General features: G+C 72.1%; 22 protein-coding genes and 1 tRNA gene. 6 read left to right on the top strand and 17 right to left on the bottom strand.

The annotated features are described in order from the left end of the window. Positions 1-215: 215 nt before the first annotated feature. Both ACGFS9_RS28680 and ACGFS9_RS28675 read right to left on the bottom strand, forming a co-directional pair. Positions 216-289 (bottom strand) — tRNA-Met (locus tag ACGFS9_RS28680). A 43-nt stretch (positions 290-332) separates the two neighbouring features. Next, positions 333-3,293 carry a UPF0182 family protein gene (locus ACGFS9_RS28675; protein WP_393257128.1) on the bottom strand — a complete coding sequence of 987 codons (2,961 nt, stop codon included), beginning with the start codon at positions 3,291-3,293 and terminating at the stop codon, positions 333-335. Between the two features lie 163 nt (positions 3,294-3,456). On the opposite strand from ACGFS9_RS28675, the gene ACGFS9_RS28670 reads away from it, so the two are divergent. Beyond that, positions 3,457-3,999: a PPA1309 family protein gene (locus ACGFS9_RS28670; RefSeq protein ID WP_393257124.1), complete on the top strand. Its 543-nt coding sequence runs from the start codon at positions 3,457-3,459 to the stop codon at positions 3,997-3,999. Between the two features lie 166 nt (positions 4,000-4,165). On the opposite strand, the gene ACGFS9_RS28665 is transcribed toward ACGFS9_RS28670, so the two are convergent. The 4 genes from ACGFS9_RS28665 to ACGFS9_RS28650 form a co-directional block, all read right to left on the bottom strand. After that, the gene (locus tag ACGFS9_RS28665) at positions 4,166-5,263 is read right to left on the bottom strand and encodes a PDZ domain-containing protein (protein ID WP_393257123.1); all 1,098 of its coding nucleotides are present in this window, start codon (positions 5,261-5,263) and stop codon (positions 4,166-4,168) included. 96 nt (positions 5,264-5,359) lie between these two features. After that, the gene (locus ACGFS9_RS28660; RefSeq protein WP_393257122.1) at positions 5,360-5,545 is read right to left on the bottom strand and encodes a hypothetical protein; all 186 of its coding nucleotides are present in this window, start codon (positions 5,543-5,545) and stop codon (positions 5,360-5,362) included. Positions 5,546-5,674: 129 nt separating this feature from the next. Continuing rightward, positions 5,675-6,136 carry a molybdenum cofactor biosynthesis protein MoaE gene (locus ACGFS9_RS28655; RefSeq protein WP_393257121.1) on the bottom strand — a complete coding sequence of 154 codons (462 nt, stop codon included), beginning with the start codon at positions 6,134-6,136 and terminating at the stop codon, positions 5,675-5,677. A gap of 430 nt (positions 6,137-6,566) precedes the next feature. Then, positions 6,567-7,682 (bottom strand): SDR family oxidoreductase, encoded by a 1,116-nt coding sequence (locus ACGFS9_RS28650; RefSeq protein WP_393257120.1) that lies wholly within the window; start codon positions 7,680-7,682, stop codon positions 6,567-6,569. Positions 7,683-7,872: 190 nt separating this feature from the next. On the opposite strand from ACGFS9_RS28650, the gene ACGFS9_RS28645 reads away from it, so the two are divergent. Both ACGFS9_RS28645 and ACGFS9_RS28640 read left to right on the top strand, forming a co-directional pair. After that, positions 7,873-9,339, top strand: coding sequence for a zinc-dependent metalloprotease (locus tag ACGFS9_RS28645; protein WP_393257119.1), 1,467 nt, complete (start codon positions 7,873-7,875; stop codon positions 9,337-9,339). Further along, entirely contained in the window at positions 9,336-9,857 is a 522-nt protein-coding gene (locus tag ACGFS9_RS28640; RefSeq protein WP_393257118.1) for an NUDIX hydrolase, read from the top strand. The genes ACGFS9_RS28645 and ACGFS9_RS28640 overlap by 4 nt, the downstream gene beginning before the upstream one ends. A gap of 209 nt (positions 9,858-10,066) precedes the next feature. Here ACGFS9_RS28640 and ACGFS9_RS28635 read toward each other — a convergent pair whose 3' ends face one another. The 4 genes from ACGFS9_RS28635 to ACGFS9_RS28620 all read right to left on the bottom strand — a co-directional run bounded on the left by ACGFS9_RS28635 (position 10,067) and on the right by ACGFS9_RS28620 (position 13,926). Continuing rightward, positions 10,067-10,822, bottom strand: a complete 756-nt coding sequence (locus tag ACGFS9_RS28635) for an AIM24 family protein (protein ID WP_393257117.1) — start codon at positions 10,820-10,822, stop codon at positions 10,067-10,069. A gap of 16 nt (positions 10,823-10,838) precedes the next feature. Then, positions 10,839-11,519, bottom strand: a complete 681-nt coding sequence (locus tag ACGFS9_RS28630; RefSeq protein WP_393257116.1) for an AIM24 family protein — start codon at positions 11,517-11,519, stop codon at positions 10,839-10,841. 11 nt (positions 11,520-11,530) lie between these two features. Beyond that, positions 11,531-13,180 (bottom strand): TerD family protein, encoded by a 1,650-nt coding sequence (locus ACGFS9_RS28625; RefSeq protein WP_393257115.1) that lies wholly within the window; start codon positions 13,178-13,180, stop codon positions 11,531-11,533. Between the two features lie 149 nt (positions 13,181-13,329). After that, on the bottom strand, positions 13,330-13,926 hold the full coding sequence (locus tag ACGFS9_RS28620; RefSeq protein WP_393257114.1) for a M48 family metallopeptidase: 597 nt from the start codon (positions 13,924-13,926) through the stop codon (positions 13,330-13,332). Between the two features lie 217 nt (positions 13,927-14,143). Here ACGFS9_RS28620 and ACGFS9_RS28615 point away from each other — a divergent pair, with 217 nt between their 5' ends. Together ACGFS9_RS28615 and ACGFS9_RS28610 are read left to right on the top strand one after the other, a co-directional pair. Next, complete coding sequence (locus ACGFS9_RS28615; RefSeq protein WP_393257113.1) at positions 14,144-15,334, top strand: TOMM precursor leader peptide-binding protein; 1,191 nt, start codon at positions 14,144-14,146, stop codon at positions 15,332-15,334. Continuing rightward, positions 15,327-16,796, top strand: a complete 1,470-nt coding sequence (locus ACGFS9_RS28610) for an ABC1 kinase family protein (RefSeq protein ID WP_393257112.1) — start codon at positions 15,327-15,329, stop codon at positions 16,794-16,796. Before ACGFS9_RS28615 ends, ACGFS9_RS28610 begins: the two co-directional genes overlap by 8 nt. Before the next feature lie 25 nt (positions 16,797-16,821). Here the strand turns inward: ACGFS9_RS28610 and ACGFS9_RS28605 are convergent, their stop codons facing one another. The 5 genes from ACGFS9_RS28605 to ACGFS9_RS28585 form a co-directional block, all read right to left on the bottom strand. After that, on the bottom strand, positions 16,822-17,055 hold the full coding sequence (locus tag ACGFS9_RS28605; RefSeq protein ID WP_393257111.1) for a hypothetical protein: 234 nt from the start codon (positions 17,053-17,055) through the stop codon (positions 16,822-16,824). Between the two features lie 132 nt (positions 17,056-17,187). Next, positions 17,188-17,511, bottom strand: coding sequence for a hypothetical protein (locus ACGFS9_RS28600; protein ID WP_393257110.1), 324 nt, complete (start codon positions 17,509-17,511; stop codon positions 17,188-17,190). Further along, complete coding sequence (locus ACGFS9_RS28595; protein ID WP_393257109.1) at positions 17,508-17,876, bottom strand: WhiB family transcriptional regulator; 369 nt, start codon at positions 17,874-17,876, stop codon at positions 17,508-17,510. The genes ACGFS9_RS28600 and ACGFS9_RS28595 overlap by 4 nt, the downstream gene beginning before the upstream one ends. 172 nt (positions 17,877-18,048) lie before the next feature. Further along, a complete protein-coding gene (locus ACGFS9_RS28590; protein ID WP_393257108.1) occupies positions 18,049-18,375 on the bottom strand; it encodes a hypothetical protein in 327 nt (108 codons plus the stop codon). Between the two features lie 164 nt (positions 18,376-18,539). Beyond that, positions 18,540-20,735, bottom strand: coding sequence for an ATP-dependent DNA helicase UvrD2 (locus ACGFS9_RS28585; protein WP_393257107.1), 2,196 nt, complete (start codon positions 20,733-20,735; stop codon positions 18,540-18,542). Between the two features lie 309 nt (positions 20,736-21,044). On the opposite strand from ACGFS9_RS28585, the gene ACGFS9_RS28580 reads away from it, so the two are divergent. Beyond that, positions 21,045-21,302 carry a mycoredoxin gene (locus ACGFS9_RS28580; protein WP_393257106.1) on the top strand — a complete coding sequence of 86 codons (258 nt, stop codon included), beginning with the start codon at positions 21,045-21,047 and terminating at the stop codon, positions 21,300-21,302. Between the two features lie 190 nt (positions 21,303-21,492). Here ACGFS9_RS28580 and nudC read toward each other — a convergent pair whose 3' ends face one another. Then, entirely contained in the window at positions 21,493-22,440 is a 948-nt protein-coding gene (gene nudC, locus ACGFS9_RS28575; RefSeq protein ID WP_393257105.1) for an NAD(+) diphosphatase, read from the bottom strand. 88 nt (positions 22,441-22,528) lie between these two features. Then, on the bottom strand, positions 22,529-23,941 hold the full coding sequence (locus ACGFS9_RS28570; protein WP_393257104.1) for a dipeptidase: 1,413 nt from the start codon (positions 23,939-23,941) through the stop codon (positions 22,529-22,531). Position 23,942 lies beyond the last annotated feature (1 nt).

Here is a 23,942-nt window from a genome sequence, read left to right as displayed (position 1 = left end):
AGGGCGCCCGAGGGGCACCACGCCGAAGGGGCGCCGTCCACACGGCGCCCCTTCGGCGTGCGGGCGTCCGGCACGGGCCCGGGGCCCCGCCGCCCCCGGGGGGGCGCCGCCGGGCGGGGGGCGGGGGGGGCCCCCCGGGCGGGCGCCCCCCCGGGGGGGCGAACCCCAGGGCTACGCCCCGTACCATTCAAGTGCAGCGGGCCCTTCGACTTCAGTAGCGGGGACAGGATTTGAACCTGCGACCTCTGGGTTATGAGCCCAGCGAGCTACCGAGCTGCTCCACCCCGCGCCGTTGTGCTGCAACCGTACCACGGCGCGGGGTGGGCCTCTGATCAGCCGCTTTCGGAGCTCTTGTCGCTGCCGGAGCCGTCACCCGGACTGCCCTTGTCGGCACTCTTGTCCGAACTCTTGTCGGCGCCCGAGCCACCGCTGCCGGCCTTGTCCGCCTTGCTCTGGGCGTCCTCGGCCCGCTTCAGCGCGTCCTCCAGGTCCTTCTGCGCCTCGCCGTAGGCCGTCCAGTCACCCTTCTTGAGCGCTTCCTGGCCCTTCTCGAAGGCCTTCTGCGCGTCGTCGAGGGCGGCCTGCACCGTCGGGTTGTCCGACGCCGGCGGCTTCGTGGTGCTCTCGTCCGGTGGCGGCTGAGTCGAACTCTCGGCCCCGAAGACCTTGTTGAGCGCCTCGCCCAGCGTGTTCTCGAAGGCGGTGCTGCCGCCGTAGGTCACCAGGACCTTGCGCAGCAGCGGGTACTTGAGGTCGCCGCCGCGGACGTAGACGGGTTCGACGTAGAGCAGCCCGCCGTCGAGGGGCACCGTGAGGAGGTTGCCGTACTCGACCTCCGAGTCGCCGCCTCTCAGGAGCCTGATCGACTCGGCGATGGACGGCTCGGAGTTGAACTGGCTCTGCACCCGCTTGGGTCCGTCGACCGTTCTCCCGGTCGGCAGCTTCAGGATGTTGATCTTGCCGTAACCGGGGGTGCCCGCCTCGGCGTTGACCGAGACGAACGCGCTGAGGTTGTCCCGGCCGTTCGGCGTCATGGTCGTCGTCAGCGAGAACGCCTGCGACGACTCCCCGGGCAGCTTCATGCTCAGGTAGTACGGCGGCACGGCACTGCCCGACTTGTTGGTCGGGTCGTCCGGGACCTGCCACACCTCACTGCCGCTCAGGAACGTCTGCGCGTCCTTCACGTGGTAGCGGGTGAGCAGCTCGCGCTGCACCTTGAACAGGTCCTGCGGGTAGCGCAGATGAGCCATCAGCTCCGGTGAGATCGACTTCTTCGCCTCGACCGTGTTCGGGAACGCCTTCATCCACGTCTTCAGGACCGGGTCCGCGGTGTCCCACTGGTAGAGCTTGACCTCGCCGGTGTAGGCGTCGACGGTCGCCTTCACCGAGTTGCGGATGTAGTTGACCTGGTTCTGCTGGGCCACCACCGCGCGCTGGTTGTTCGCCGCCGTCAACGAGTCGGCCGTCGTGTCGCCGAGGGTGGTGCGGGAGGCGTAGGGGTAGCCGTTGGTGGTGGTGTAGGCGTCCACGATCCACTGGATCTTGCCGTCGACGACCGCCGGGTAGGCGTCGCCGTCGATGGTCAGCCAGGGGGCCACCGCCTCGACCCGCTCCTTGGGCGTGCGGTTGTAGAGGATCCGGGAGCCCTCGCCGATCGCGCCCGAGTACAGGATCTGCGGCTCCCCGAACGCCACCGCGTAGGCGGCCCGGTTGACCGGGCTGGACAGGCTGATGCCGCTCTTGCCCTGGTAGCTGGTGGTCTTCTCGCCGCTGTCGTCGGAGTAGTCGATCTCCTTCTGGGGACCGCCGACGATCGAGTACTGGGTGGTCTTCTCGCCGTAGTAGATCTGCTGCTGGTACTCGCCGAGGTCGCCCTTGGAGGGAAGGTTGTACTCGGTGAAGACCGGGCGGCCCTCGCTGTCGGCCGTGGTGCCCTTGGCCGCGACGACGCCGTATCCGTGGGTGTAACGGAAGTGGTCGTTGATCCAGTTGTTCTTCGGGATGCCCGCGAGGTTCAGCTCGCGCAGACCGATGACGGTGTCCTGGTCCTTGCCGTCCTTGGTGTACCGGTCGACGTCCAGGTTGGACGGGAAGCCGTAGTAGTTCCGCACCTGCTGGAGCTGCTGGAAGGTGGGCGACACCACGTTGGGGTCCATGAGCCGGATGCTCGCCGCGGTGTCGGCGTCGTCCCGGAGCTTGGCCTTGTCCTCGGTGTCGCTCGCCCCCGGGTAGTCCTTCACGTCCGTGCCGTCGATCCCGTACGCCTCACGGGTCGCCTTGAGGTTCTTCTCGACGTACGGCGCTTCCTTGGCCTGCTCGTTCGGCTGGACCTGGAACTTCTGCACGATCGCGGGGTAGAGACCGCCGATGAGGATCGCCGACAGCACCATGAGGCCGAAGCCGATGACGGGGAGCTGCCAGGTGCGCCGCCACAGGGTGGCGAAGAAGAGCAGCGCGCAGATCACCGCGATGCAGAACAGGATCGTCTTGGCGGGCAGATAGGCGTTGGCGTCGACGTAGCGCAGGCCGGTCCAGTTGCCGGTGGCCTTGAAGTCGCTGGACTTCACCGCGAGGCCGTACCGGTCCAGCCAGTAGGCGATCGCCTTCAGGGCCACGAAGACGCCGAGGAGCACCGAGAGGTGCCCGGTGGCCGCGGCCGTGGCGCGCGCGCCCGGGCTCGTGACCCGCAGGCCGCCGTACAGGTAGTGCGTGAGCGCGGCGGCGATCAGCGACAGCACGGCGGCGGCGAAGCCGAAGCCGAGGAGGAAGCGGTACCAGGGCAGGTCGAAGGCGTAGAAGGAGACGTCCAGATGGAACTGGGGGTCCTTCTGGCCGAACGGCACTCCGTTCACCCACATCAGCCACGTGCGCCACTGGCCCGAGGCGGACGCGCCGGCGATCAGCCCGACCACGGAGACGATGCCGATCAGGAGCCACCGCTTGTACGGCGCGATGCTCATGCGGTACCGGTCGAGGCTCTGCTGTTCCACCGACATGGCGCTCAGCGGCGGGCGCAGCCGGTGCGCGAGCCAGATGTTGAACCCGACCGCGGCCGCCATGAGCAGGCCGAAGACGAAGAAGAGCCCGATCTTCGTCCACAGGGTGGTGGTGAAGACCGACGAGTAGTGGACCGATCGGTACCAGAGCCAGTCCGTCCAGAACCCCGCGAACATGACGAAGGCCATGGCCAGCACGGCCAGGACGCCCAGTGTCATGAGCAGGGACCGGACACGCCGGGACGGGCGTCCCACTCTGATCCGTGGCCCCGTCGGGCCTCCGCCGCGGTCCGGCATCTGGAAAGCCAAGGTGCGCACCTCGAAGTCGCTGTCGATCCGTCGGGCCCGCCGTTCGGAGAGCCGTTCGCAAGGCTCCGTGATCGAGGAGCCTCATCTATGCAACTTACTCACGCTTTACTCGGTTCCCGATTCCGGGTACGAACGAGGCAGGATTGTGACCATGTCCAACACTCCCATGGCAGCGAGCCCCCTCACCCGAGCCGTCCTCGAGATCGACGAGTACGCGGCCGGCCTCGGCTGGGACCAGCCCGCCCGCCTCTTCGCCCTCGTAGACACCGCACGGCTGCGGACCCAGGAACCCGGCCTGGCCCGCCAGCTCGGCCTGGAGGACGAGCAGAGCACCACCGGCCTCACCCCCGTCGAGCAGGACGAGATCCCGGCGGGCAAGCCGCTGGACGAGTTCCTCGGCACCATCGCCTGGCCCGACGCGGTCGTCGGCTGCGCGCTCACCGTGGAGCGGCTGATGCTGCCGCCGTCCGCTGAGGCGTCCGTGCCGGAGGGCCTCGGCGGAAAGAAGCTCACCCAGTGGGTCGCCGCGCACCCGGACCGCCAGGAGGTCCGGATGACGGTCGGCGTGCTGCGCGACGGCGCCCGCGACGCGGCCCTGCGGCTGCGGGAGAAGGACGCGTCGACGGAGGTGCTCACCGGCGCGGGCCTGGTGCCCGGCCTCGCGGACGCGCTGTCGGCGACGTTCGCGGACTGACGTCGCCGACAGGCCCGGCCGGCCGGAGCGGTCGTGTCGGGCCGGGACGTGGGCCCGGGACGTCCGGGGCCGAGGTCGGGTCTGCGGCCGGGAGCGGGGCGACCCGCTCCCGGCGTCGGGCGCGAGCGGTCGCGCGGAGGCGGGAGCAGCTCGTGGGCGGCGCCGGTCAGCCCTTGGCCGTGCACCGGGGCAGGTCGGAGGTGCGGCCCGCGCCGATGGCCTTGAGCGCGCTCATCGCGTCGTCGATGGTGTTCACCTTGACCAGGGTGAGCCCGCTCGGGGTGTCCTTGGCGGCGGCGGCGCAGTTGTCCTTGGGCGTCAGGAAGTACTGGGCACCCTTGTCGCGCGCGCCGACCGTCTTCATCTCGATGCCGCCGATGGGCCCGACCTTGCCGTCGTCGTCGATGGTGCCGGTGCCGGCCACGAACTTGCCGCCGGTGAGGTTGCCCGGGGTGAGCTTGTCCACGATGCCGAGGGCGAACATCAGGCCGGCGCTGGGGCCGCCGACGTCGGCGAGCTTGATGTCGATGGTGAACGGGTAGGTGTGGTCGGTGCCGGCCGAGATCCCGACGATGGCGCGCTCGCCGCCCTTGTCGTCGGCCGTGGTCGTGGTGATCGTCACGTCCTTGGTCGTGGTCGCCGTGGTGTGCTCCTTCTGCGCCGCGGCCTGGTCCTTGGCGGGCACGATGGTGAACTCCACCTTGTCGCCGGGCTTGTGCCGGGTGACCAGCTTCGCCACGTCGCCGGGCGCCTTCACCGCGGTGCCGTCGACGGCCTTGATGACGTCCCCCGCGTGCAGCCGGCCCTCGGCCGGCGACCCCTTGAGGACGCTGGAGACGATCACCCAGGACTTCACCGGGATGTCCAGCTCCTTGAGGGCGGCCACCTTGGCGCTCTCCTGGGACTGGCTGAACTCCTCCGCGTTCTCCTGCGTCGACTGCTCCTCGGTCTTGCCGTCCGGGTAGAGCGTGTCGTGCGGGACCACCTTGTTGTCGTGGGCCAGCCAGCCGTAGACGGCCTCCACGAGGTTCATGTTGTAGTCGGCGCTCGTGACCCGGACGGTCGTCATGTTCAGGTGACCGGTCGTCGGGTACGTCTTGTGCCCCGAGATCTGCAGCACCGGCTCGCCGTCGTGGTCGCCCAGCGTGTTCACCGTGGGACCGGGGGACATCTCCGCGTAGGGCACGTTGATGAACACTCCCGCACACAGGAGCGCGATCAGGATGAGCGTGGAGGCGAGCATCGTCGCGGTGCGGCGTGGCATGGAACGACAGTACGGGACACTCCTGTAGGAGCACCGTCGGGGCCGTCCGTACGGGGGTGCGGCGGGAGCCGCGGCGGCGGCGCGGAGCCGGGGTCCTCAGAGCGCGTCGGAGGGCGACCTCTCCGCGGCGTCCGTACGCTCCATCGCCTCACGGAAGCGGGTGTAGCCCGCCAGTTCCACGCCGTCTCCGGCCGACTTGCGGTTCCGGCCGGCCCAGCTGCCCCACAGTCCGGCACCGATCGCAGCCATCAGCGGAATCAGCAACCAGGTGAGCGCCGCCATGTCGACCTCCCAACCCCACGTGCGATCGCAACTGACTGATCAGCAGATTAACCATCCGCACCGCTAACGCTCACGGCAGGGTCCCGGTTACGCAACCGGAAAATCCGTCAGTCGCCCGGGGGCCGGGAGTCAGCAGGCCCCGACCCACTCCTCCGATCCGTCGGAGAACGTCTGGTGCTTCCAGATCGGCACCTCGTGCTTCAGGTCGTCGATGAGCCGGCGGCACGCCGCGAAGGCCTCGCCCCGGTGCGGGCACGCGACGGCCACGACCACCGCCAGATCCCCGACCCGCAGATCGCCCACCCGGTGGACGGCGGCCAGCGCCCGCACCGGGAAGTCGGCGACGATCTTCGCCGCGATCCGCCGCATCTCGTCCTCGGCGCTGGGATGGCAGGAGTACCCGAGGGCGTCCACGTCCGCACCCCCGTCGTGGTCGCGGACGGTGCCCACGAAGAACGCGGTGCCGCCGGCCGCGTCGTCCCCCACGGCACGGAAGACCTCGTCGAGGGAGAGCGGCTCGTCGCGGATCGCCAGGAGTCGGATCGGGTCCTGGCCGCCCAGCTCACCGGGGTGGTCATAGGTAGGTGCCATGACTCCATCGTGCCGCACCGCGCGGACCTCGCGGAATAGACCTTTCACCCGGCACGCGCGTGTGCCCGCTTGGAGTCTCCTACAGTCCGCGCGCCGGCGGCCGGTGCGTGTCGCGGCGGACGGACCACCAAGGCACCCGGGCCACGACCGGCCGCCCCACGGTGGCCGCCCGCGACCCGGGCGCGGACCGACCGCCCGCGCCCGGACCCCATACCGGCCTCATCACGGCGGGGCCGTTGCCCCGCAGAGCCACCGGGCCACCGGGCCACCGGGCCACCGGGCCATGGTTGCCGGGAGCGGAGGAGCGGGGGCGTGCAGGGGACGCGAAAGGCTCCGTGACGGCACCCGGACGCCGGTACGGGCGCGTACGGGAATGCGCCGCGGGAACACCGGCGCGGCGCGCTCGACCGCGCCGCGACCCGCCCGGACGTCAGATGCGGCGCCGCGCCTTCCGCGCCCGGCGGACGACGGCCGCCGCGCCCAGCAGGGCCACCGTCGCGCCCGCCGCGCCCGCCGCCGTCGCGTCCTTGCGGCCCAGCCGGCGTCCGGCGACGGTGTGCCGGCCCGCGACCTCCTCCAGCAGCTCGGCGAGCACCTCCTCGTTGGTCCACCGGGGCCGCCACCCGGCGTCGTGCAGCCTGCTCCCGCTCACCACCCAGGGGTACATCGTGTAGGCCAGATCACCGGCGGGCGACGGGGTGAGGCCGATCCGGTGGAGCCGGGCGGCGGCGCCCAGCGCGACCGCGGACGGCAGTTCCATCCGCCGGATGCCGCTCAGTTCCTCCACCTCCTCCTGCTCCAGCCAGCCGTCGCACCCGACGGCCAGTTCGCCCTCGACCTTCTCGACCACCGCGTACTCCAGCGCGCTGCACAGGTCGTCGACGTGGCAGAACTGCCAGGCGGGCCGTGAACCCGCCACGACCAGGAGGCGAGGTGACTCGAAGTACCTGGTCAGCGCCGTGTCGGTACCGCCGCCGACGAGCACCGCGGGCCGCGCGACCGTCACGTTCAGCCCCGGGTGCGCCCGGGGCGCGCGGCGGGCGAGCCGCTCGACCTCCAGGAGGTCGCCGACACCGGTGGCCTCGGCGGTCGCGCGCAGTTCCGTGTCCTCGGCGAGCGGCAGTTCGTTGTCGGGCAGCGCCCCGTAGACCATCGCCGACGTGCACAGGACCACCCGGTGGACACCGGCCGCCGCCGCGGCCGTCAGCACCGTCTGCGTCCCCCGGACGTTGTAAGCCGTCCGGGCGGCCGCGTCGGTCTCCAGATCGAGGTCCAGGGCCAGGTGCACCACGACGTCGGCGCCGCGCAGCTTCTCCGCGATCGCGGGGTCGCGGACGTCCAGGATGTGCCACTGCGCGTCGGCGCAGTCGCCGCGCCGCTCGTCGATCGCGACGACCTGCTTGACCTCCTCGCTGCGGGCCAGCCGCTCGGTGAGCTGCGCGCCCACGCCCGAAGCGGCGCCGGTGACCGCGACGACGGGGCCGCGCGCGGCCGGGCTGGTTGAGCGGTTTCGCGCTGCGCGAACCTGTGGATCTGGGGAACTCACCGGGCGTCTCCAGCGGTTGTCTTCAGTAACGGACGCGCGTGACGCGCCCCTACCAGGTGGCATCCATCCTGCCGCAGGCGACGAGCCGGCGAAGCACCGAGGCCCTATCGGCCCGAGGTGTCTACGCTGGGTGGTGTTGTGGGCAGCCGCCGTCGGAACGAACCGGCGGCCTTACCAGCCGAGGAATCCCGTGAGTGACACCCCATTCGGATTCGGCCTTCCGCCGGAGGAGCCGGACAACGGCGACGAGGGCAAGAAGAAGGACCAGCAGGGCGGCGGTGGCCAGGGACCGTTCGGTTTCGGGCTGCCCGGAGCCGGCGGCCCCGGAGCCGACAATCCTCTCGCCGCCATGTTCGGCTCGATGAACCCGGGCGATCTGGGCGCCGCGTTCCAGCAGCTGGGCCAGATGCTCTCGTACGAGGGCGGCCCGGTGAACTGGGACATGGCCAAGCAGATCGCCCGCCAGACGGTCGCCCAGGGCACCTCCGGGGGCGTCAAGGACGAGAGCGTCGGTCCCGCCGAGCGTCTCGCGGTCGAGGAGGCGGTGCGTCTGGCCGACCTGTGGCTCGACGACGCGACGTCGCTGCCGTCCGGTGCGGGCTCGGCGCTCGCCTGGAGCCGCGCGGAGTGGGTCGAGGCGACGCTGCCCGTGTGGAAGGAGCTGGTCGACCCGGTCGCCGAGCGGGTCGGCGCGGCCATGGGAGATGTGCTGCCCGAGGAGATGCAGGCCATGGCGGGCCCGCTCATCGGCATGATGCGCTCCATGGGCGGCGCCATGTTCGGTACACAGATCGGGCAGGCGGTGGGCGTCCTCGCGGGCGAGGTCGTCGGCTCCACCGACATCGGCCTCCCGCTGGGTCCGTCCGGCAAGGCCGCGCTGCTGCCGCTGAACATCGCCGCCTTCGGCAAGGACCTGAGCGTCCCCCAGGAGGAGGTACGCCTCTACCTCGCGCTGCGCGAGGCCGCCCACCAGCGCCTCTTCGCCCACGTGCCCTGGCTGCGCTCGCATCTCTTCGGCGCGGTCGAGGGCTACGCGCGCGGGATCAAGGTCGACACCGCCAAGCTGGAGGACGTGGTCGGCCAGTTCGACCCGCAGAACCCCGAGGAGATGCAGCAGGCGCTCCAGCAGGGCATGTTCCAGCCCGAGGACACACCCGAGCAGAAGGCCGCGCTGGCCCGGCTGGAGACGGCGCTCGCGCTGGTCGAGGGCTGGGTGGACGCGGTCGTGCACGCGGCCGCCAAGCCGCGGCTGTCGTCCGCCGACGCGCTGCGCGAGACCCTGCGCCGCCGCCGGGCCACGGGCGGTCCCGCCGAGCAGACGTTCGCCACACTGATCGGCTTGGAGCTGCGTCCGCGCCGGCTGCGGGACGCCTCGCGGCTGTGGGCCTCGCTCACCGACGCGCGCGGCGTGGACGGCCGGGACGGCCTGTGGGCCCACCCGGACATGCTGCCCACGGCGTCCGACCTGGACGACCCGGACGGCTTCGTGCACAGCGAGCAGATGGACTTCTCCGAGCTCGACAAGATGCTCGGGGAGGCGGCCGGCGGCCCGGACCTGTCCAAGGGCGGCTCCTCCGGCCCGGCTCCCACCCGGGGTGAGGACGCCGAGGACACCGAGGGCGACGACCGGGGCGAGCAGGGCGACGGCACCGCGTGAGCCTGCACGACGACGCGGTCCTCGTGCTGAAGGAGTACGAGGGCCAGGAAGCGCTGCGCGGGCTCTACCTGGCGCACCTGTCCGAGCACCCGGACGGCGTATGGAAGGCGTGCCGGGCCGGGCACGTCACGGCGAGTGCCCTGGTCGTCGATCCCGAACGGGGCCGTGTCCTCCTCACGCTGCACCGCAAGCTCCGGATGTGGCTTCAGATGGGCGGGCACTGCGAGCCGGGCGACGCCTCACTGGCCGCGGCCGCGCTGCGCGAGGCCACGGAGGAATCGGGCATCCGGGGCCTGGCCCTGGCACCGGGTGGGCCGGTGAGGCTGGACCGGCACGCCATCCCGGCGCCGTGCCACTGGCATCTGGACGTCCAGTACCTGGCCCTCGCGCCGTCCGACGCGGTGGCGGCCATCAGCGAGGAGTCCCTCGATCTGCGCTGGTTCGCCTACGACGAGGTGGCCGCCGTCGCCGACGATTCGGTCGTACGGCTTCTGGAGGCCGCCCGCGCCCGGCTGTGACGGGGGCGGGGCGGTGCTCGGGCTGAGGGGCCGTGGTCCGCGGACGACCGGCCAGGCATCGCGGGGAGGGCGGACCCGCGCTGCCGCCGGCGCGTGCCGACGGGATTCGATGACACACCGGAACACGGGTAAGGGGCGACCGCTTAGGCGGTCGCCCCTTACCCGTGTTCCGGTGCGGTGCCGCGGCCCGCGAGCCGGCCGCCGCGGGGTCAGCTCCAGGCGTTGCCCTGGTTCTGCGCGTGCGCGCCGTGCTGGCCCATGCCGTACTGGGCACGCAGGCCCTGGCCGATCGCCGCGTTCTGCGGCGGCAGCAGTTCACTGGGCTGGACGAGCGCGTAGCCGGTGCCCATGAAGCTGAGCTCCCAGCCCTCCCCGGTGTTGCCGCGGCGGCGCCACACCCCGGAGGAGTGCGTCTGCGCCTGCATCTGCACGCGCAGGCCGGTGGACCAGGCGACGATCGCGTCGGCGTCGCAGTTCACGTACCGGTCGGGGGTGACCTGCATCATCAGGGGCACTCCGGACGTCATCAGCGCGACCTTGCCGTGCCCGGTGATGTTGAGCTGGTACTTCCCGGACCCGGAGATGCCGTACTGGCTGTCCACCGCGATGATCTCGTGGTTCAGCGTGGAGTCCATCGCCAGCACGTAGCTGCTGTCGACGGTGAGGCCGTCGTGGTCCACGTCGAGGATGTGCACGTGCTGGGCCAGGTTGGCGAAGTAGACCGTGCCCTGCCCGTGGCAGCGCATCATGTCGAGCCCCTCGCCGGTGTACGCCCGCGCGCGGTGCTGGCCGCTGTTCTGGTACTCGGCGTCGAACTCCACGAGTCCCTGGTAGGCGACCATGGTCCCCTTGCGGGCCAGGACGTCGTCGTGGCCCTCCAGGACGACGCGCAGCATCTGCGAGTTCTGCAGGCTGTAGCGGTCCTGGGTCTGCTGGTCGTTGTAGCCGAAAATCGGGCTCTGCATGCTGTCCTGCTCCCCCTCAGCCCCGGACTCGGAGGCGGTCGGTGCTGTCCTCGCTGGGCTGGACGACGACGATGCCCGTCCCGGAGAAGGCCATCTGGTACGCCTCGCCGCTACCGCGGCCGATCAGCGACTGGGCCTTGAAACTGCGCTTGCCCTTCACCTTCAGGTTCGGGGACCACGCGACCAGCGCGTCCGGGTCGACGTACGTCTCGTCCTCGCCGCCGCCGCAGTCGACGACGATCGGCTTGCCACGGGAGGTCAGCGCGACCCAGCCCTGGCCGGAGATCCTGGTGTTCCACAGCCCCTGGCCGGCGAACTTGGCGAGCCCCTTCACCCGCTCGACGCCCCAGGTCAGGTGTGCGTCGAAGGCGAGGAGGTTGGTGGCGTTGACGGAGATCGCGTCGCCGGCGAGGTTGATGACGACGACGTCCGCCCCGTAGTCGGCCAGGTAGAGCAGCCCGTCACCGGAGCACTTCATCAGGGGTGCTCCCTCCCCCGTCATCCAGTCGCGGGCGATCTGGCGGACGGCGGGCGGGTTGGGCTCGTACTGGACGAACCCCTCGTAGGCGACCATCGAGCCCACGCGCGCGAAGAGGTCGCTTCCGCTCTGCATGGCGACCTTCAGCATGTGGTTGCCGTGGTTCTCCATGCGCGCGGTGACGGGTGCAGGGGCGAAGCCCGCGAGTGGCTGGTTCATGACGGGCTCCCTCAGACCTCGTACGGCTGGACGACGACGAAACTGCCGGGCGCGGCGCGGAACTGGAGGTTCACGCTCTCGCCGGTGTCGCCGGGGTAGGCGTTGCGGCGCATGCGCACCTGGCTGGAGACGATCACCTGCGCCGCGGCGGACCAGGCGACGACGGCGTTGCAGTCGGCGAACGTCGTCGGCGTGACCGGGAGGACGACGGGCGCGCCGTGCGTCTTGACGACGATGGTGCCCGTTCCCTGGAACTGCATGGTGAACAGTGCGCCGCCGGGGATGCCGTGTCCCTCGATGCGGCGGACCTCGTACTGGAGCGACTCGTCGAAGGCGAGGACGTTCTCCGCGGAGACGCAGATCGCGTCCCCCTGGAGTTCGATCGGGTGCACGTGCGTGGCGTTCTCGGCGAAGAACACCTGGCCCTGCCCGGTGCAGCGCATCAGCTGCATCTCCTGGCCGGTCGCGTTGCCCACGATGCGGCCGGTGATCCCGGCTCCCTTGTAGCTGAAGTCGACCTTGCCCTGGTACAGCACCATGCTGCCCTGGCGGGCCAGCACCGGCTGGCCGCCGACGCCGAGGTCGGCGCGGATGAGCTTCTTGTTCTGCGGGGTCCACCGCTGGCCGGTCGGCGTCTCCTTGAAGACGCCCAGCGCGGCGGCCACACCGGCTCCGGCCTGCGGCGCGCCCTGGGGAACGCCGTAGGGGGACGGTGCGCCGGGCTGCCCCGGGTGCGTGCCCTGCGCCTGGCCCGGAACCTGCCCGTACTGCTGCTGCCCTCCGTACCCGGGAGGGGCCGGCGGCTGCGCGCCGTAACCGGGGGGTGCGGTGGGAGGCTGTTGGCCGTAGCCCGGCGGGGGGCCGGGGGGCCCGGGAGGGGCCGGGGGCTGCGCGTAGGGCGCGGGGGCCGGCGGCGGGACGGGGGCACCGCCCGGCGGGGTGTGCAGCGGCGCGACGATGGTGGGCGCGGCGTGCACCGGCGGCGCGGGAGGGGGCGGGGTGGCGCCGGGCGGCGGCGTAAAGCCCTGGGCCGGGGCGGGAGCGGCGGGGGCACCGAAGGCCGGCGGTGCGAACGAGGGCGCACCGGACTGCGGCTGCGACTGCGACTGCGACTGCGGCGCCGCGTTCTCCTCCTCGGCGATCTCCCCGCCGAAGTTCTTCAGCAGCGCGTCGAGGCCGCCGTCGAAGCCCTGGCCCACGGCGGCGAAGCGCCAGACGTCCTTCAGGTAGAAGTCGCCGAGCATCACGGCGCGCTCGGTGGAGAACTCGGCTCCGCTGAACGCGTACCGCGCCACCTCCTCGCCGCCCGCGACGATCCGCAGGTACCCGGGAGCGATCTGCGACATCTGCCCGGCGCCGTCGACGGTCGCGGTGAACGACAGTTTCCGGATCTGCGCCGGAATCCGGTCGAGCGTGACACGGAACGACTCGGTGTCACCCGACTGGGGGCCGAGGAGCTGGATGGACTCCTCAGGGGACTTCGGCTGGTTGAAGAAGACGAAGTACCGGTCGTCGGAGAGCTGCTCGTCGGCGTCGAGCCCGAAGCAGCTGATGTCGAAGGTCAGCCCGGGCCCGGTGATCTGCACGCCTACGTACAGGTCCGTGCCCGCGGTGAGGTCACTGATCTTGGCCTTGTGGCCGCGTTGGAATTCCCTGGCCATGCGTTACGACCGTCCCCCATCCCGAATGCGAGTGCGTCGCGCCAGGCTAACGGCAAAACCCCGGACCGGGATCAGCCGGTACAGACCCGGTACACAACCACGCCCGGCGCGGGACGCCGTCGCGCGGGCCCCGACGGAGGGAGGCCGCCCTACTCGTCGCCGGTGGCCGGGAGCCGGGGAAGTCGGTCCGCGGCGACCACGCCTTCGAGATAGCCGCGAGCCCGCTCGGTGCGCGGGTAGGCCTCCAGCAGACGCCAGAAACGCGGCCCGTGCCCGGGGACGAGCAGGTGGGCGAGTTCGTGCAGGAGGACGTAGTCGACGACGTACTCGGGCATGCCCTGAAGCCGGTGCGACAGGCGGATGCTGCCCTCCGCGGGGGTGCACGAGCCCCAGCGGGTGTTCTGGTTGGTGACCCACCGGACCGACGACGGCCGGGCGCGGCCCTCGAAGTACTGGCCCGACAGCCGCTCGGCGCGTTCGGACAGCTCGGCGTCGCCGAGCACCCGTTTACTCTCCTGGGCGGCCAGCTTGTCCAGCATGACGTTCACCCAGCGTTGCTCCTCCGCCTCGGACATCCGGGCGGGGATGAGCACGACGGTGCGATCGCCCTCGCGGTACGCGGAAACCGTTCTGCGCCGGCGGGCGCTCCTGCGGACCTCGATCGGGCTCGCCCCCGAACCGCCCGGCGGCGGGCTCGTCGTGCTGCGCTGTGGTTTTGCGGCGCGGTGCAGTGGGTCGGCGGGCACGCCCCGACGTTACCCGTTGCGCGGGGCGGAAGTCCCGTCCCGCGGACGGTTCGGTGTCGATCCGCTTCCCGGACGTTCGGTTCGTACGACGAACGGTGCCGCCTGTGGACAACTTTCGGCGCGGTCCGGGCGAGGCGTCCATGCTGGCATTCGGTCCGCGCTGCGGGGAACACCCGGCGGGCCTTCGGGAACGTACGACGGTCTACGGGGGTAGGTCATGCATCCGATCGTGAAGCCCGCGCTGCGGCGCGCCTGGCGGGATCTCAACACGGTGCAGTTCGGCATGGCGCCGGCACACGCGATGGTGCTGGGCCCGATGGACACGGCGACCGGCAGTTTCCTCGATCTGCTCGACGGGACCCGCGGCATGCCGTTGCTGCGCGAGCAGGGGCGGCAGATGGGCCTGCCGGACGGCCACGTCGACGGCCTGGTGGACCGGCTGGCCCGCTCGGGACTACTGGACGACACGAGCGCGGGCGGCCCGGCCGCGGCGTCACTGCGAGAGAGGAAGCAGGTCATGGAGCGGATGCGGCCCGATCTGGCCTCCCTCTCCCTCGTGACCTGCGCGCCGGGCGGCGCCGTCGGCACTCTGGCGGCCCGTCGGGCGCTGCGGGTCCAGGTGCGGGGCGCCGGGCGGGTGGGAGTGGTCCTGGCGGCGCTGCTGGCGAGCGCCGGGGTAGGCGAGGTGGTGGTGCGCGACCTGGGCCGGGTCGAGCCGTGGGACGTGGCGCCGGGCGGGCTGCCCGCCGAGTCCGTGGGCGAGCGCCGTGAGCACGCGGCCCGGCGGGCGGTGCGGCGAGCGGCCCCGGACCGTCCGCCGCGGTCCCCGGCCGGCGCGGGCGCGGGGGACGCGGCACCCGGACTGTCGCTGGTGGTCCTCGCCCCCCGCGACGGCCTGTCCGTGCACGCTCCGGACCCCGTGTCGGCGGAGCCCCTGATCGACTCGGGAACGCCTCATCTGTACGCCGGGGTCGTCGAGGCGACCGCTGTCGTGGGACCTCTGGTCCTGCCCGGCGACACCGGCTGCGCGGGCTGTCTCGACCAAACGCGCGCCGACCGGGACCCGACCTGGCCGCGGCTGGTGGCGCAGTGGCGCTCGGGCCGGCGGCATCGGGTGCCCGCCTGCGATCAGGCGCTGGCCGCCGCCGTCGCCGGACTGGCCGCGAGCCATGCGCTGGCCTTCCTGGACGGTCTGGCCACTCCCGCGGCCGGGGTTCGCTGGGAAGCCTCGCTCCCCGCCTGCGACTGGCATGCGAAGCCGGTCACGGCCCATTCCGCCTGCCCGTGCGGAGCCGCCGGAAAAACAAAAGGGGAGCGGGCCTCCGAGGACGAGGAGCCGCACGCGACAATGGCAGGGCAACAGTCGCACGCGGCAGGGCTTGCTGGGACCTGGAGGGCGCATGTCTGATCTTCCCCGGAAGGCAGTGACCCGTACTGCCAAACTGGCAGCGCTGCCACTCGGCTTCGCCGGGCGGGCCACCTGGGGGCTGGGCAAGCGCATCGGCGGGGCGTCCGCGGAACTCGTGGGACGCGAACTGCAGCAGCGCACGGCCGAGCAGCTCTTCAAGGTCCTCGGGGAGCTCAAGGGCGGCGCGATGAAGTTCGGGCAGGCGCTGTCCGTCTTCGAGTCGGCACTCCCCGAGGAGATCGCCGGCCCCTACCGCGCGACGCTGACGAAACTGCAGGAGGCGGCACCGCCGATGCCGACGGGCACGGTCCACTCCGTGCTGGCGGAACGCCTCGGAGAGGACTGGGGCGAGCTGTTCCTGGAGTTCGAGGACAAGCCGTCCGCCGCGGCCTCGATCGGTCAGGTGCACCGGGCGGTGTGGCACGACGGCCGCGAGGTCGCCGTCAAGGTGCAGTACCCGGGTGCCGGCGACGCCCTGCTCTCCGATCTGACCCAGCTCAGCCGGTTCGCCCGGCTGCTCGGTCCGCTGATCCCGGGCATGGACATCAAGCCGCTCATCACGGAGCTGCGCGACCGGGTCTCCGAGGAGCTGGACTACGGTCTGGAGGCGCAGGCCCAGGCCGCCCACGCGGCGGAGTTCGCGGACGACCCGGACGTCACGGTGCCCGCGGTGGTGCACCAGTGCGAGCAGGTCCTGGTGACCGAGTGGATCGACGGGGTGCCGCTGTCGGAAGTGATCAACAACGGCACCGAGGAGCAGCGGGACCGCGCCGGCCAGCTGCTGGCCCGTTTCCTGTTCTCCGGTCCCGCCCGCACCGGTCTGCTGCACGCCGATCCGCACCCGGGCAACTTCCGTCTGCTGCCCGACGACACGACCGGCTGGCGTCTGGGCGTCCTCGACTTCGGCACGGTGGACCGGCTGCCCGGCGGCCTGCCCCGGACGATAGGCGACTCCCTGAGGATGACGCTGGACGGAGACGCCGAGTCGGTCTACGACCTGCTGCGCGAGGAAGGCTTCGTCAGGGAGTCGATCGACCTCGAACCGGACGCCGTCCTGGACTATCTCGTGCCGATCATCGAACCGGCCGAGGTCGAGGCGTTCACCTTCACCCGCGGGTGGATGCGCAACCAGGCCGCCCGGGTCGCCGACCCCCGCTCCCCCGCCCACCAGCTGGGCCGGCAGCTGAACCTGCCGCCGTCCTACCTGCTGATCCACCGGGTGACGCTCAGCACCATCGGCGTTCTGTGCCAGCTCGGCGCGACGGTCCGGCTGCGGGACGAGCTGGAGGAGTGGCTGCCGGGATTCGTGCCGGAGGAGGACGGCGCGGAGGACCTGTCCGGCGCACAGGACGAGGGCGCCGAACGCGCCGAAGCCGGCGAGAAGTCCGGCGGGGAAGCGGAAGGCGAGACGGGGCCGTCCGGCGCCGAGCTGGACGAGGAGCTGCCCGCGGCGGAAGCGTGAGGCCGGCCGGGAGGCGGCCCGCGGTCTACCACCAGTCCGAGTCGAGGCGGCCCTCGATGGCACGCAGATTGCTGCGGGAGCACTCGTCGCAGAAGTAGCGGCGTGCGCCGTTCTCCACGGAGCACGTCCAGGTGGGCCGGGGGCCCTCGGCCGAGGTCCCGCAGCGGGCGCACACGATCCGGCCCGTGCCGCCGGTGTCGCCCGCGTCGGATTCCGGCGCGGACCCCGTGCTGTCTCCGTCGCCGGGAAGGCTCGTCATCCGGCGACGATATCCCCGCCGTGCGCGGATCGCCCCGCGCAACGCCCCGCGGGGGCCGGTCCCAGGGACCGGCCCCCGCGGGGATCGGGAAGGGCGCGCAACTGCTGCGGCGGTGCGAGCGACCGGGGTCGGCTACTGCATGACCGCCATGGCCAGCGCCCGGCGGGCCCGCCGCGAGGCGCGCTCGGCCCGGCGCTGCATGCGGCGAGCGGTCGCGAGGCTCGCGGCCCGGCGCTCCCGCTGGGCCTGGTGCAGTTGCTCGTGCATATGCGCACGAGCCAGGGCTTCTGGGATGAGTTGCATCTCTCGGGTCCTGTTCTGACGCGAGTCGTTCGCGCCGTACGAAGTGAAGTCTGGGGTCGCGGAGCCGGCGGGCTCGCTCGTGGTCGGCTTCATCGGGGCCTGTTTCCTGGGGTCGTGCGTCAGGGGGCGATCGATCGTTCCGCGGGTGTTCATGCCGCGACCGGGTTCTTGCGCGGGCGGCCGCGCGGCCGCTTGCGGGCCACGACGACGCCCTGGACGAAGAGCTCGCCACCCCACACGCCCCAGGGCTCACGCCGCTCCTTGGCGCCGGCGAGGCATGCCTCCATCAGCGGGCAGGTACGGCAGAGGGACTTGGCGTACTCGACATCGGCCGGCGACTCGGCGAAGAAGACCTCCGGGTCGTAGGAACGGCAGGGGACGGGTACGCCGAGGTTCTCGATGGCGTCGTCGAGCGCAGTGAGCGCGGTGAGCGGGATCAAGGTGGGGTCCTCCGTGGGGCCGGGCGGGGGGATCGTCTCGGAAGGCGGTACGGACGGGGCGTGCGCTTCGAGTTGCACGGTTGGTCTTCCTCGTCTGGTCGTGCCGGCCGGGTGGGCCGGTTGGCTGTGGTACCGGGTTCTTTTCTTGTTCCGAGGCCCCTTCGCTCCGCCGTCCCCGGTCGGGGACAAACAGAAGGGCCGCGGATCCCGGGTGGGGTTCCGCGGCCCTGAAGGCGCCGGCCTGATCACGTCAGGCTGGATCACTCCAGGGTTCAGGCCCACGGAAGGCCCACATCGTGTGGTGCTGCTGCGTCTGCTTCAGGGCTCCGGCACCGGCCGCCGCAAAGGCATAGGCGTGCGCCTCTGCCACTACTGCCGCTTCCAGTGCCTTCGTCGGTCGCTCACTGCGCTCACGGACGGGAAGACCCGCGAGAGACACGGAGGTGGCCGGCCGGACGGCACGAATGCCGGACAGACCGGTGCCCGGGTTGGAGACGCCGAGCGAGCAGGTGGAGACGACGGCCGGGGAATCGGTCATGTTCACGGTCGTGTGGAAACCGGTGTTGATGCTGATCACTGCAATCGCCTCCTCTCGGCGTCTTGGGGGACCGGCCTGAGCCGGTCCGACGGTTGTTAAGTACAGCACGGAACCAGGGCCTCGGAGAAGGCCGCTGCTGCCGTGGTTAAGAACCTATGGGGATTGCCGGGGCATGCGCAAACTATTTTTTCGACGAGTTCGCATCAGTCGCTCCGGTCCTCCTCACCGGCCTCTCGACCTGCGCAGATGGCCAGAACGTCGGCCCCGAAGCGCTTGAACTTGCGCACGCCGACGCCGGGGATGCGGGCGAGTTCCCCCGCGTCGTCCGGGGCGCTCTCCGCGATCGCCATGAGGGTCTTGTCGGTGAAGACGCAGAACGCCGGCTGCCCGCTGCGTTCCGCCTGCACCGCACGCCACTCGCGCAAGCGCTCGTAGAGCCCCTCGTCCATGTCGGAGGGGCAGCCCTCGCAGCGCATCAGTTTCATCTCGCCGGCGTCGGTCAGCGTCCGGCCGCAGACCCGGCAGCGCGCGGGGGTCCGGCTCCTGCGCCCCACGGCGGTGGCACCGCCGCCGCGCACGCCCCGCTCCACGCCTCCCGCGGCCACACCGCCGCCCCGGCCGGCCGCGGCCCCGGAGCCGGGTCGCAGCCCGTCCAGGAACCGACTCGGCCGCCGCCCGCCCCGGCCGCCGGGCGAGCGGGCCAGCGCCCAGGAGACGAAGAGGTGCTCGCGGGCGCGGGTGACACCGACGTAGAGGAGACGGCGCTCCTCCTCGATCTGGCCGTCGGTCTTTGCATAGGTGATCGGCATCATGCCCTCGGCCACCCCGACCAGGAAGACGACGTCCCACTCCAGTCCCTTGGCGGAGTGCAGGGAGGCGAGGGTGACGCCCTGAACGGTGGGGGCGTGCTGCGCGTTCGCCCGTTCGTCGAGTTCGGCCACCAGGTCGGCAAGCGTCGCCTCGGTCCTGGCGGCGGCGAAGTCCTGCGCCAGGTTCACCAGAGCGGCCAGCGACTCCCAGCGCTCCCTGACCGCGCCGGAACCGGCCGGCGGCCTGCTCGTCCACCCTTCGCCGGAGAGCACCGCCCGTACCTGCGACGGCAGGTCGTCCGCGTCGTCGAGGAGTGCGTCGTTGCCTCCGAAGCGGGCCGCGGCGCGCAGGGCCGACCAGGCTTTGCGCACCTCGGGGCGGTCGAAGAACCGCTCCGCGCCGCGCAGCTGGTAGGGGACGCCGGCGTCGGCCAGTGCCTGTTCGTAGGTCTCGGACTGGGAGTTCGTCCGGAAGAGGACGGCGACCTCGGCGGCGGGAACGCCCGAGGCGATCAGGTCCGCGATCCGGCGGGCGGCGCCCTCCGCCTCGGCGGGCTCGTCCGGGTACTCGGCGTAGACGGGTTCGGCCCCCGGGGGGCGCTGCGAGACGAGTTCGAGGCGGTGCTCGGCGGCCCGGCCCCGCGCCGCGGAGAGCAGGCCGTTGGCGAGGTGCACGACCTGGGGGGAGGAGCGGTAGTCGCGGACGAGCTTGACGACGGTGGCCCGGGGGTGCCGGACACGGAAGTCGAGGAGGTGGTCCGGGGTTGCACCGGTGAACGAGTAGATCGTCTGGCTCGCGTCTCCGACCACGCAGAGGCTGTCCCGCTCGCCGAGCCACAGTTCCAGGAGCCGCTGCTGGAGCGGGCTGACGTCCTGGTACTCGTCCACGACGAAGTGCTGGTACTGGGAGCGGACCTGCTCGGCGATGTCGTGGCGGTCCTGCAGCACACCGACCGTCAGCAGCAGGACGTCCTCGAAGTCGATGACGCCGCGGTCCCGCTTGAGGTCTTCGTAGGCGGAGTAGATCCGGGCGACCTCGGCCGGGTCGCGGGGAGCCTCGCGACCGGCCTTGGCGGCGAGAGCGGGGTAGTCCGCGGGGACGGTCTGCGTGACCTTGGACCACTCGATCTCGCCCGTGACGTCCCGCAGCTCCCCGCGGTCGAGGCGGATGCGGCAGGCGGCGGCCGCGTCCGCGACGAGCTGGATCTTGCGGTCCACGAGCCGCGGCAGCCCGCCGCCCACGGCCTTCGGCCAGAAGTACTGGAGCTGGCGCAGCGCGGCGGAGTGGAAGGTGCGGGCCTGCACTCCCCCGGCGCCGAGCTGGCGCAGCCGTCCGCGCATCTCGCCGGCGGCCCGGTTGGTGAAGGTGACGGCGAGCACGCTGGAGGGCTGGAGGATTCCGGACCGCACCCCGTAGGCGATGCGGTGGGTGATCGCCCGGGTCTTGCCGGTGCCGGCGCCCGCCAGCACGCACACCGGACCGTGCAGGGCGGTGGCCACTTCGCGCTGCTCGGGGTCGAGCCCGTCGAGCACCGCGTCGGCCGTGTCCGGAACCTGCGGGAAGAGGGAGGAGTGCGTTGCTGCTGTCACCCCGCCATGCTGCCAGGTCCGCGGAGACCGGTGAGCCGGTTGTCCACAGGGGGGCGTCCGCGGTCCTATGAATGCGGTGGGCGTCACGTCCCCTGCCCTCGGCGAGGACGCGGCGCGGACGCGCCCGGCCGGGGAGCCTCGGATGTGGCGCGAGCGCCGGACGGGGTGCGGGGCGCCGGGGCCGGCGAGCGGCGGGCGCCGGGGCGGGCACGGCGGCACCGTGGATACCCCCGGCGGGAATGGCGGCCGGGGCGCTTGCGTTCCACTGGCAGCGAGCACGCAGTCGAAGCCGTGAAGGAGCCGTTGGACATGCAGGGCACTGTGACGATGTACAGCACCACGTGGTGCGGTTACTGCCGTCGGCTGAAGAGCCAGATGGACCGCGAGGGCATCACGTACAACGAGATCAACATCGAGCAGGACCCGCAGTCGGCGGCCTTCGTGGAGAAGGCGAACGGCGGGAACCAGACCGTGCCCACCGTGCAGTTCGTTCCCGCCGGTGGCGGGACGGAGGTCGTCATGACGAACCCGAGCCTCGCCCAGGTGAAGCAGGCGCTCGGCGCCTGACGGGTGTGCGGGAGCCCCGGGCGGCCGGTCGGCCGTCCGGGGCTCCCGTCGTGTGTGCGCACGGGGCCGCGCCCGGGCAAGGACCGGCGCGGGTCGCTCGGGCGGCCACGGCCGCCGGAGCGGGCCGCCGGGCCGCCGCGCGGACAGCGGGTCGGCGCGGTGGCGCCGTCGTCCGCGCCGGGGACCGGCGTCAGGCGGCCGTCCCCCGTGTCGGCAGCGGTTTGCCGTACCAGAGTTCGATGAGGCGGGCCGCGATCGAGATGCCGTAAGGGGGCAGCACCTCGCCGGACTCGAAGGCGGCTCGCAGGTCCTCCCGGGAGAACCAGCGGGCCTCTTCGATCTCCTCGCCGTCGACGTCGATGTCCGACGAGGTGGCGCGGGCCAGGAAGCCCAGCATGAGGCTGGAGGGGAACGGCCAGGGCTGGCTCGCCACGTACTCGACGTCGCCGACCGTGATGCCGGCCTCCTCGAAGACCTCGCGCCGGACGGACTGCTCGATCGACTCCCCCGGTTCGACGAAGCCGGCCAGCGTGGAGAAGCGGCCCTCGGGCCAGTGCACCTGACGGCCGAGCAGGATGCGGTCCGCGTCGTCCGTGACGGCCATGATCACGGCGGGGTCGGTGCGCGGGTAGTGCTCGGCGCCGCAGGCGGGGCAGCGGCGGATGTGCCCGGCCGCCGCGATGACCGTCCGCTCGCCGCAGCGGGAGCAGAAGCGGTGCAGCCGCTGCCAGTTCTCCAGGGCGACGGCGTGCACCATCAGCCCGGCGTCGCGCGGCGAGAGCAGCAGGCCCGCCTCGCGCAGTCCGGCGGGACGCGCGGACTGGTCGATGCGGCCGGGCAGCGCATCCTTCTGGAGCGCGAAGTAGCTCACCCCGTCGTCGTCCGTGCCCAGGAAGTAGCGGTGCGCCTCGGTGAGCGGGGCCTCGAAGGCGGGCGTCATGAGCAGCTCCGTGGAGCCGTCGGCCGTCTCGTCGATGAGAACCTGACCACCGGAGACCACGAAGACACGGGTCGTGGGGTGGCTCCAGGCCGCCGCGAGCCAGGCCTCGTCGAGCCGGTGGTGGGCGGCGCGATCGATGCCGCTCGGCGCGGTGAGCGAGATGGGACGGTCGGCGCTGTGGTCGGTCCAGGTGGTCACGGGTGCTTCCAACTCCCCCGGTGGAACGGTTGTTTCGGCGGGTGGTTCAGCGGGCGGGCGGGGCGCGCGGAGGGCGGCGGGGGCGTGTTCAGTCTGCCTCGCGCCAGTTCTCGGCCAGATCGCCCCACAGGTGGGCGGCCGTCTCGACGCCCTTCATGAGCAGGTCGAGTTCGACCTTCTCGTTGGGGGCGTGCCAGCCGTCGGAGGGCACCGAGATGCCCAGGAAGAGCACCGGGGCGTCCAGGACTTCCTGGAGGTCGGCGGCGGGCCCCGAGCCGCCCTCCCGGGTGTAGCGGACCGGCTGCTCGAAGGCGCGGCCCATGGCGCGTACGACGGACCGCAGGGCGGGATGGTCCAGCGGGGTGAGGCAGGGACGGGTGGCGGGACCGAAGGTGATCTCGTGCCGGATGCCGTCGGGCACCTGCCCGGCCGCCCAGGCGCGGACCACCTTCTCGACGTGGTCCGGGTCCTGTCCCGCGACCAGCCGGAAGGACAGCTTGACCCGGGCCGAGGACGGGATGATCGTTTTGCTGCCGGGGCCCTGGTATCCGCCGCCGATGCCGTTGACCTCGGCGGTCGGGCGCGCCCAGACCCGTTCCAGGGTGGTGTGCCCGGCCTCTCCGTGGGTGGCCGTGGACCGAGCCGTCCGCAGCCACTGCTCCTCGTCGAAGGGCAGTTCGGCGAAGAGTTCGCGCTCGCGGTCGGTGAGTTCGGTGACCCCGTCGTAGAAGCCGGGTACGGCCACGCGCGCGTGCTCGTCGTGCAGGGCCGCGACCAGCCGCGCGGCGGCGGTGGCCGGATTCGGCACGGCCCCGCCGAACGAGCCCGAGTGGATGTCCTGGTCCGGCCCGTGGAACACGATCTCGCACTCGGCGAGACCGCGCATGCCGGTGCAGACGGTGGGGGTGTCCTCGGACCACATGCCGGTGTCGGAGACGATGACGGCGTCCGCGGCGAGCCGGTCCGCGTGCTCTTCGACGAGTGCGCGGAAGTGCGGGGAGCCGGACTCCTCCTCGCCCTCGACGAGCAGTTTGAGGTGCACGGCCGGGGCGGTGCGGCCGGTGGCGGCGAGGTGGGCCCGGACGCCGAGTGTGTGGAAGAACACCTGGCCCTTGTCGTCGGCGGCACCGCGCGCGTGCAGGCGACCGCCCTGGACCACCGGTTCGAACGGGTCGGTGACCCAGCCGTCCTCCCGGTCGGCCGGCTGGACGTCGTGGTGTCCGTAGACGAGGACGGTCGGGGCGCCGGGGTCGTCGCAGGGCCACTCGGCGAAGACCGCCGGTGCTCCGGCGGTGGGCCAGACCTCGCTGGTCGGGAAGCCGGTGTCCCGCAGGGAGGAGGCGAGCCAGTCGGCGCTGCGCGCGACGTCGGCGGCGTGGTCCGGGCGGGCCGAGACCGAGGGGATGCGCAGCCAGCGCCCGAGGTCGTCGAGGAAGGCGGCGCGGTGCGCCTCGATGTACGCGCGGACGGTGCTGACGGCGTCGTCAACGGGCTTGCTCATG

The organism is Streptomyces sp. NPDC048566, assembly GCF_043199735.1.
In the GTDB taxonomy this organism is placed as follows: domain Bacteria; phylum Actinomycetota; class Actinomycetes; order Streptomycetales; family Streptomycetaceae; genus Streptomyces.
Note: the sequence above shows the minus strand (reverse complement) of the source record. Positions and strands in the feature narration are given on the sequence as shown.

Excerpts from the sequence above, each read along its gene's own strand:
- ACGFS9_RS28615 (WP_393257113.1), top strand. The coding sequence starts at position 14,144 with ATGCATCCGATCGTGAAGCCCGCGCTGCGGCGCGCCTGGCGGGATCTC.
- ACGFS9_RS28635 (WP_393257117.1), bottom strand. The coding sequence starts at position 10,822 with ATGCAGAGCCCGATTTTCGGCTACAACGACCAGCAGACCCAGGACCGC.
- ACGFS9_RS28665 (WP_393257123.1), bottom strand. The coding sequence starts at position 5,263 with ATGCCACGCCGCACCGCGACGATGCTCGCCTCCACGCTCATCCTGATC.
- ACGFS9_RS28670 (WP_393257124.1), top strand. The coding sequence starts at position 3,457 with ATGTCCAACACTCCCATGGCAGCGAGCCCCCTCACCCGAGCCGTCCTC.
- ACGFS9_RS28675 (WP_393257128.1), bottom strand. The coding sequence starts at position 3,293 with ATGCCGGACCGCGGCGGAGGCCCGACGGGGCCACGGATCAGAGTGGGA.
- ACGFS9_RS28655 (WP_393257121.1), bottom strand. The coding sequence starts at position 6,136 with ATGGCACCTACCTATGACCACCCCGGTGAGCTGGGCGGCCAGGACCCG.
- ACGFS9_RS28630 (WP_393257116.1), bottom strand. The coding sequence starts at position 11,519 with ATGAACCAGCCACTCGCGGGCTTCGCCCCTGCACCCGTCACCGCGCGC.
- ACGFS9_RS28610 (WP_393257112.1), top strand. The coding sequence starts at position 15,327 with ATGTCTGATCTTCCCCGGAAGGCAGTGACCCGTACTGCCAAACTGGCA.
- ACGFS9_RS28625 (WP_393257115.1), bottom strand. The coding sequence starts at position 13,180 with ATGGCCAGGGAATTCCAACGCGGCCACAAGGCCAAGATCAGTGACCTC.
- ACGFS9_RS28600 (WP_393257110.1), bottom strand. The coding sequence starts at position 17,511 with ATGAACACCCGCGGAACGATCGATCGCCCCCTGACGCACGACCCCAGG.
- ACGFS9_RS28605 (WP_393257111.1), bottom strand. The coding sequence starts at position 17,055 with ATGACGAGCCTTCCCGGCGACGGAGACAGCACGGGGTCCGCGCCGGAA.
- ACGFS9_RS28570 (WP_393257104.1), bottom strand. The coding sequence starts at position 23,941 with ATGAGCAAGCCCGTTGACGACGCCGTCAGCACCGTCCGCGCGTACATC.
- ACGFS9_RS28660 (WP_393257122.1), bottom strand. The coding sequence starts at position 5,545 with ATGGCGGCGCTCACCTGGTTGCTGATTCCGCTGATGGCTGCGATCGGT.
- ACGFS9_RS28580 (WP_393257106.1), top strand. The coding sequence starts at position 21,045 with ATGCAGGGCACTGTGACGATGTACAGCACCACGTGGTGCGGTTACTGC.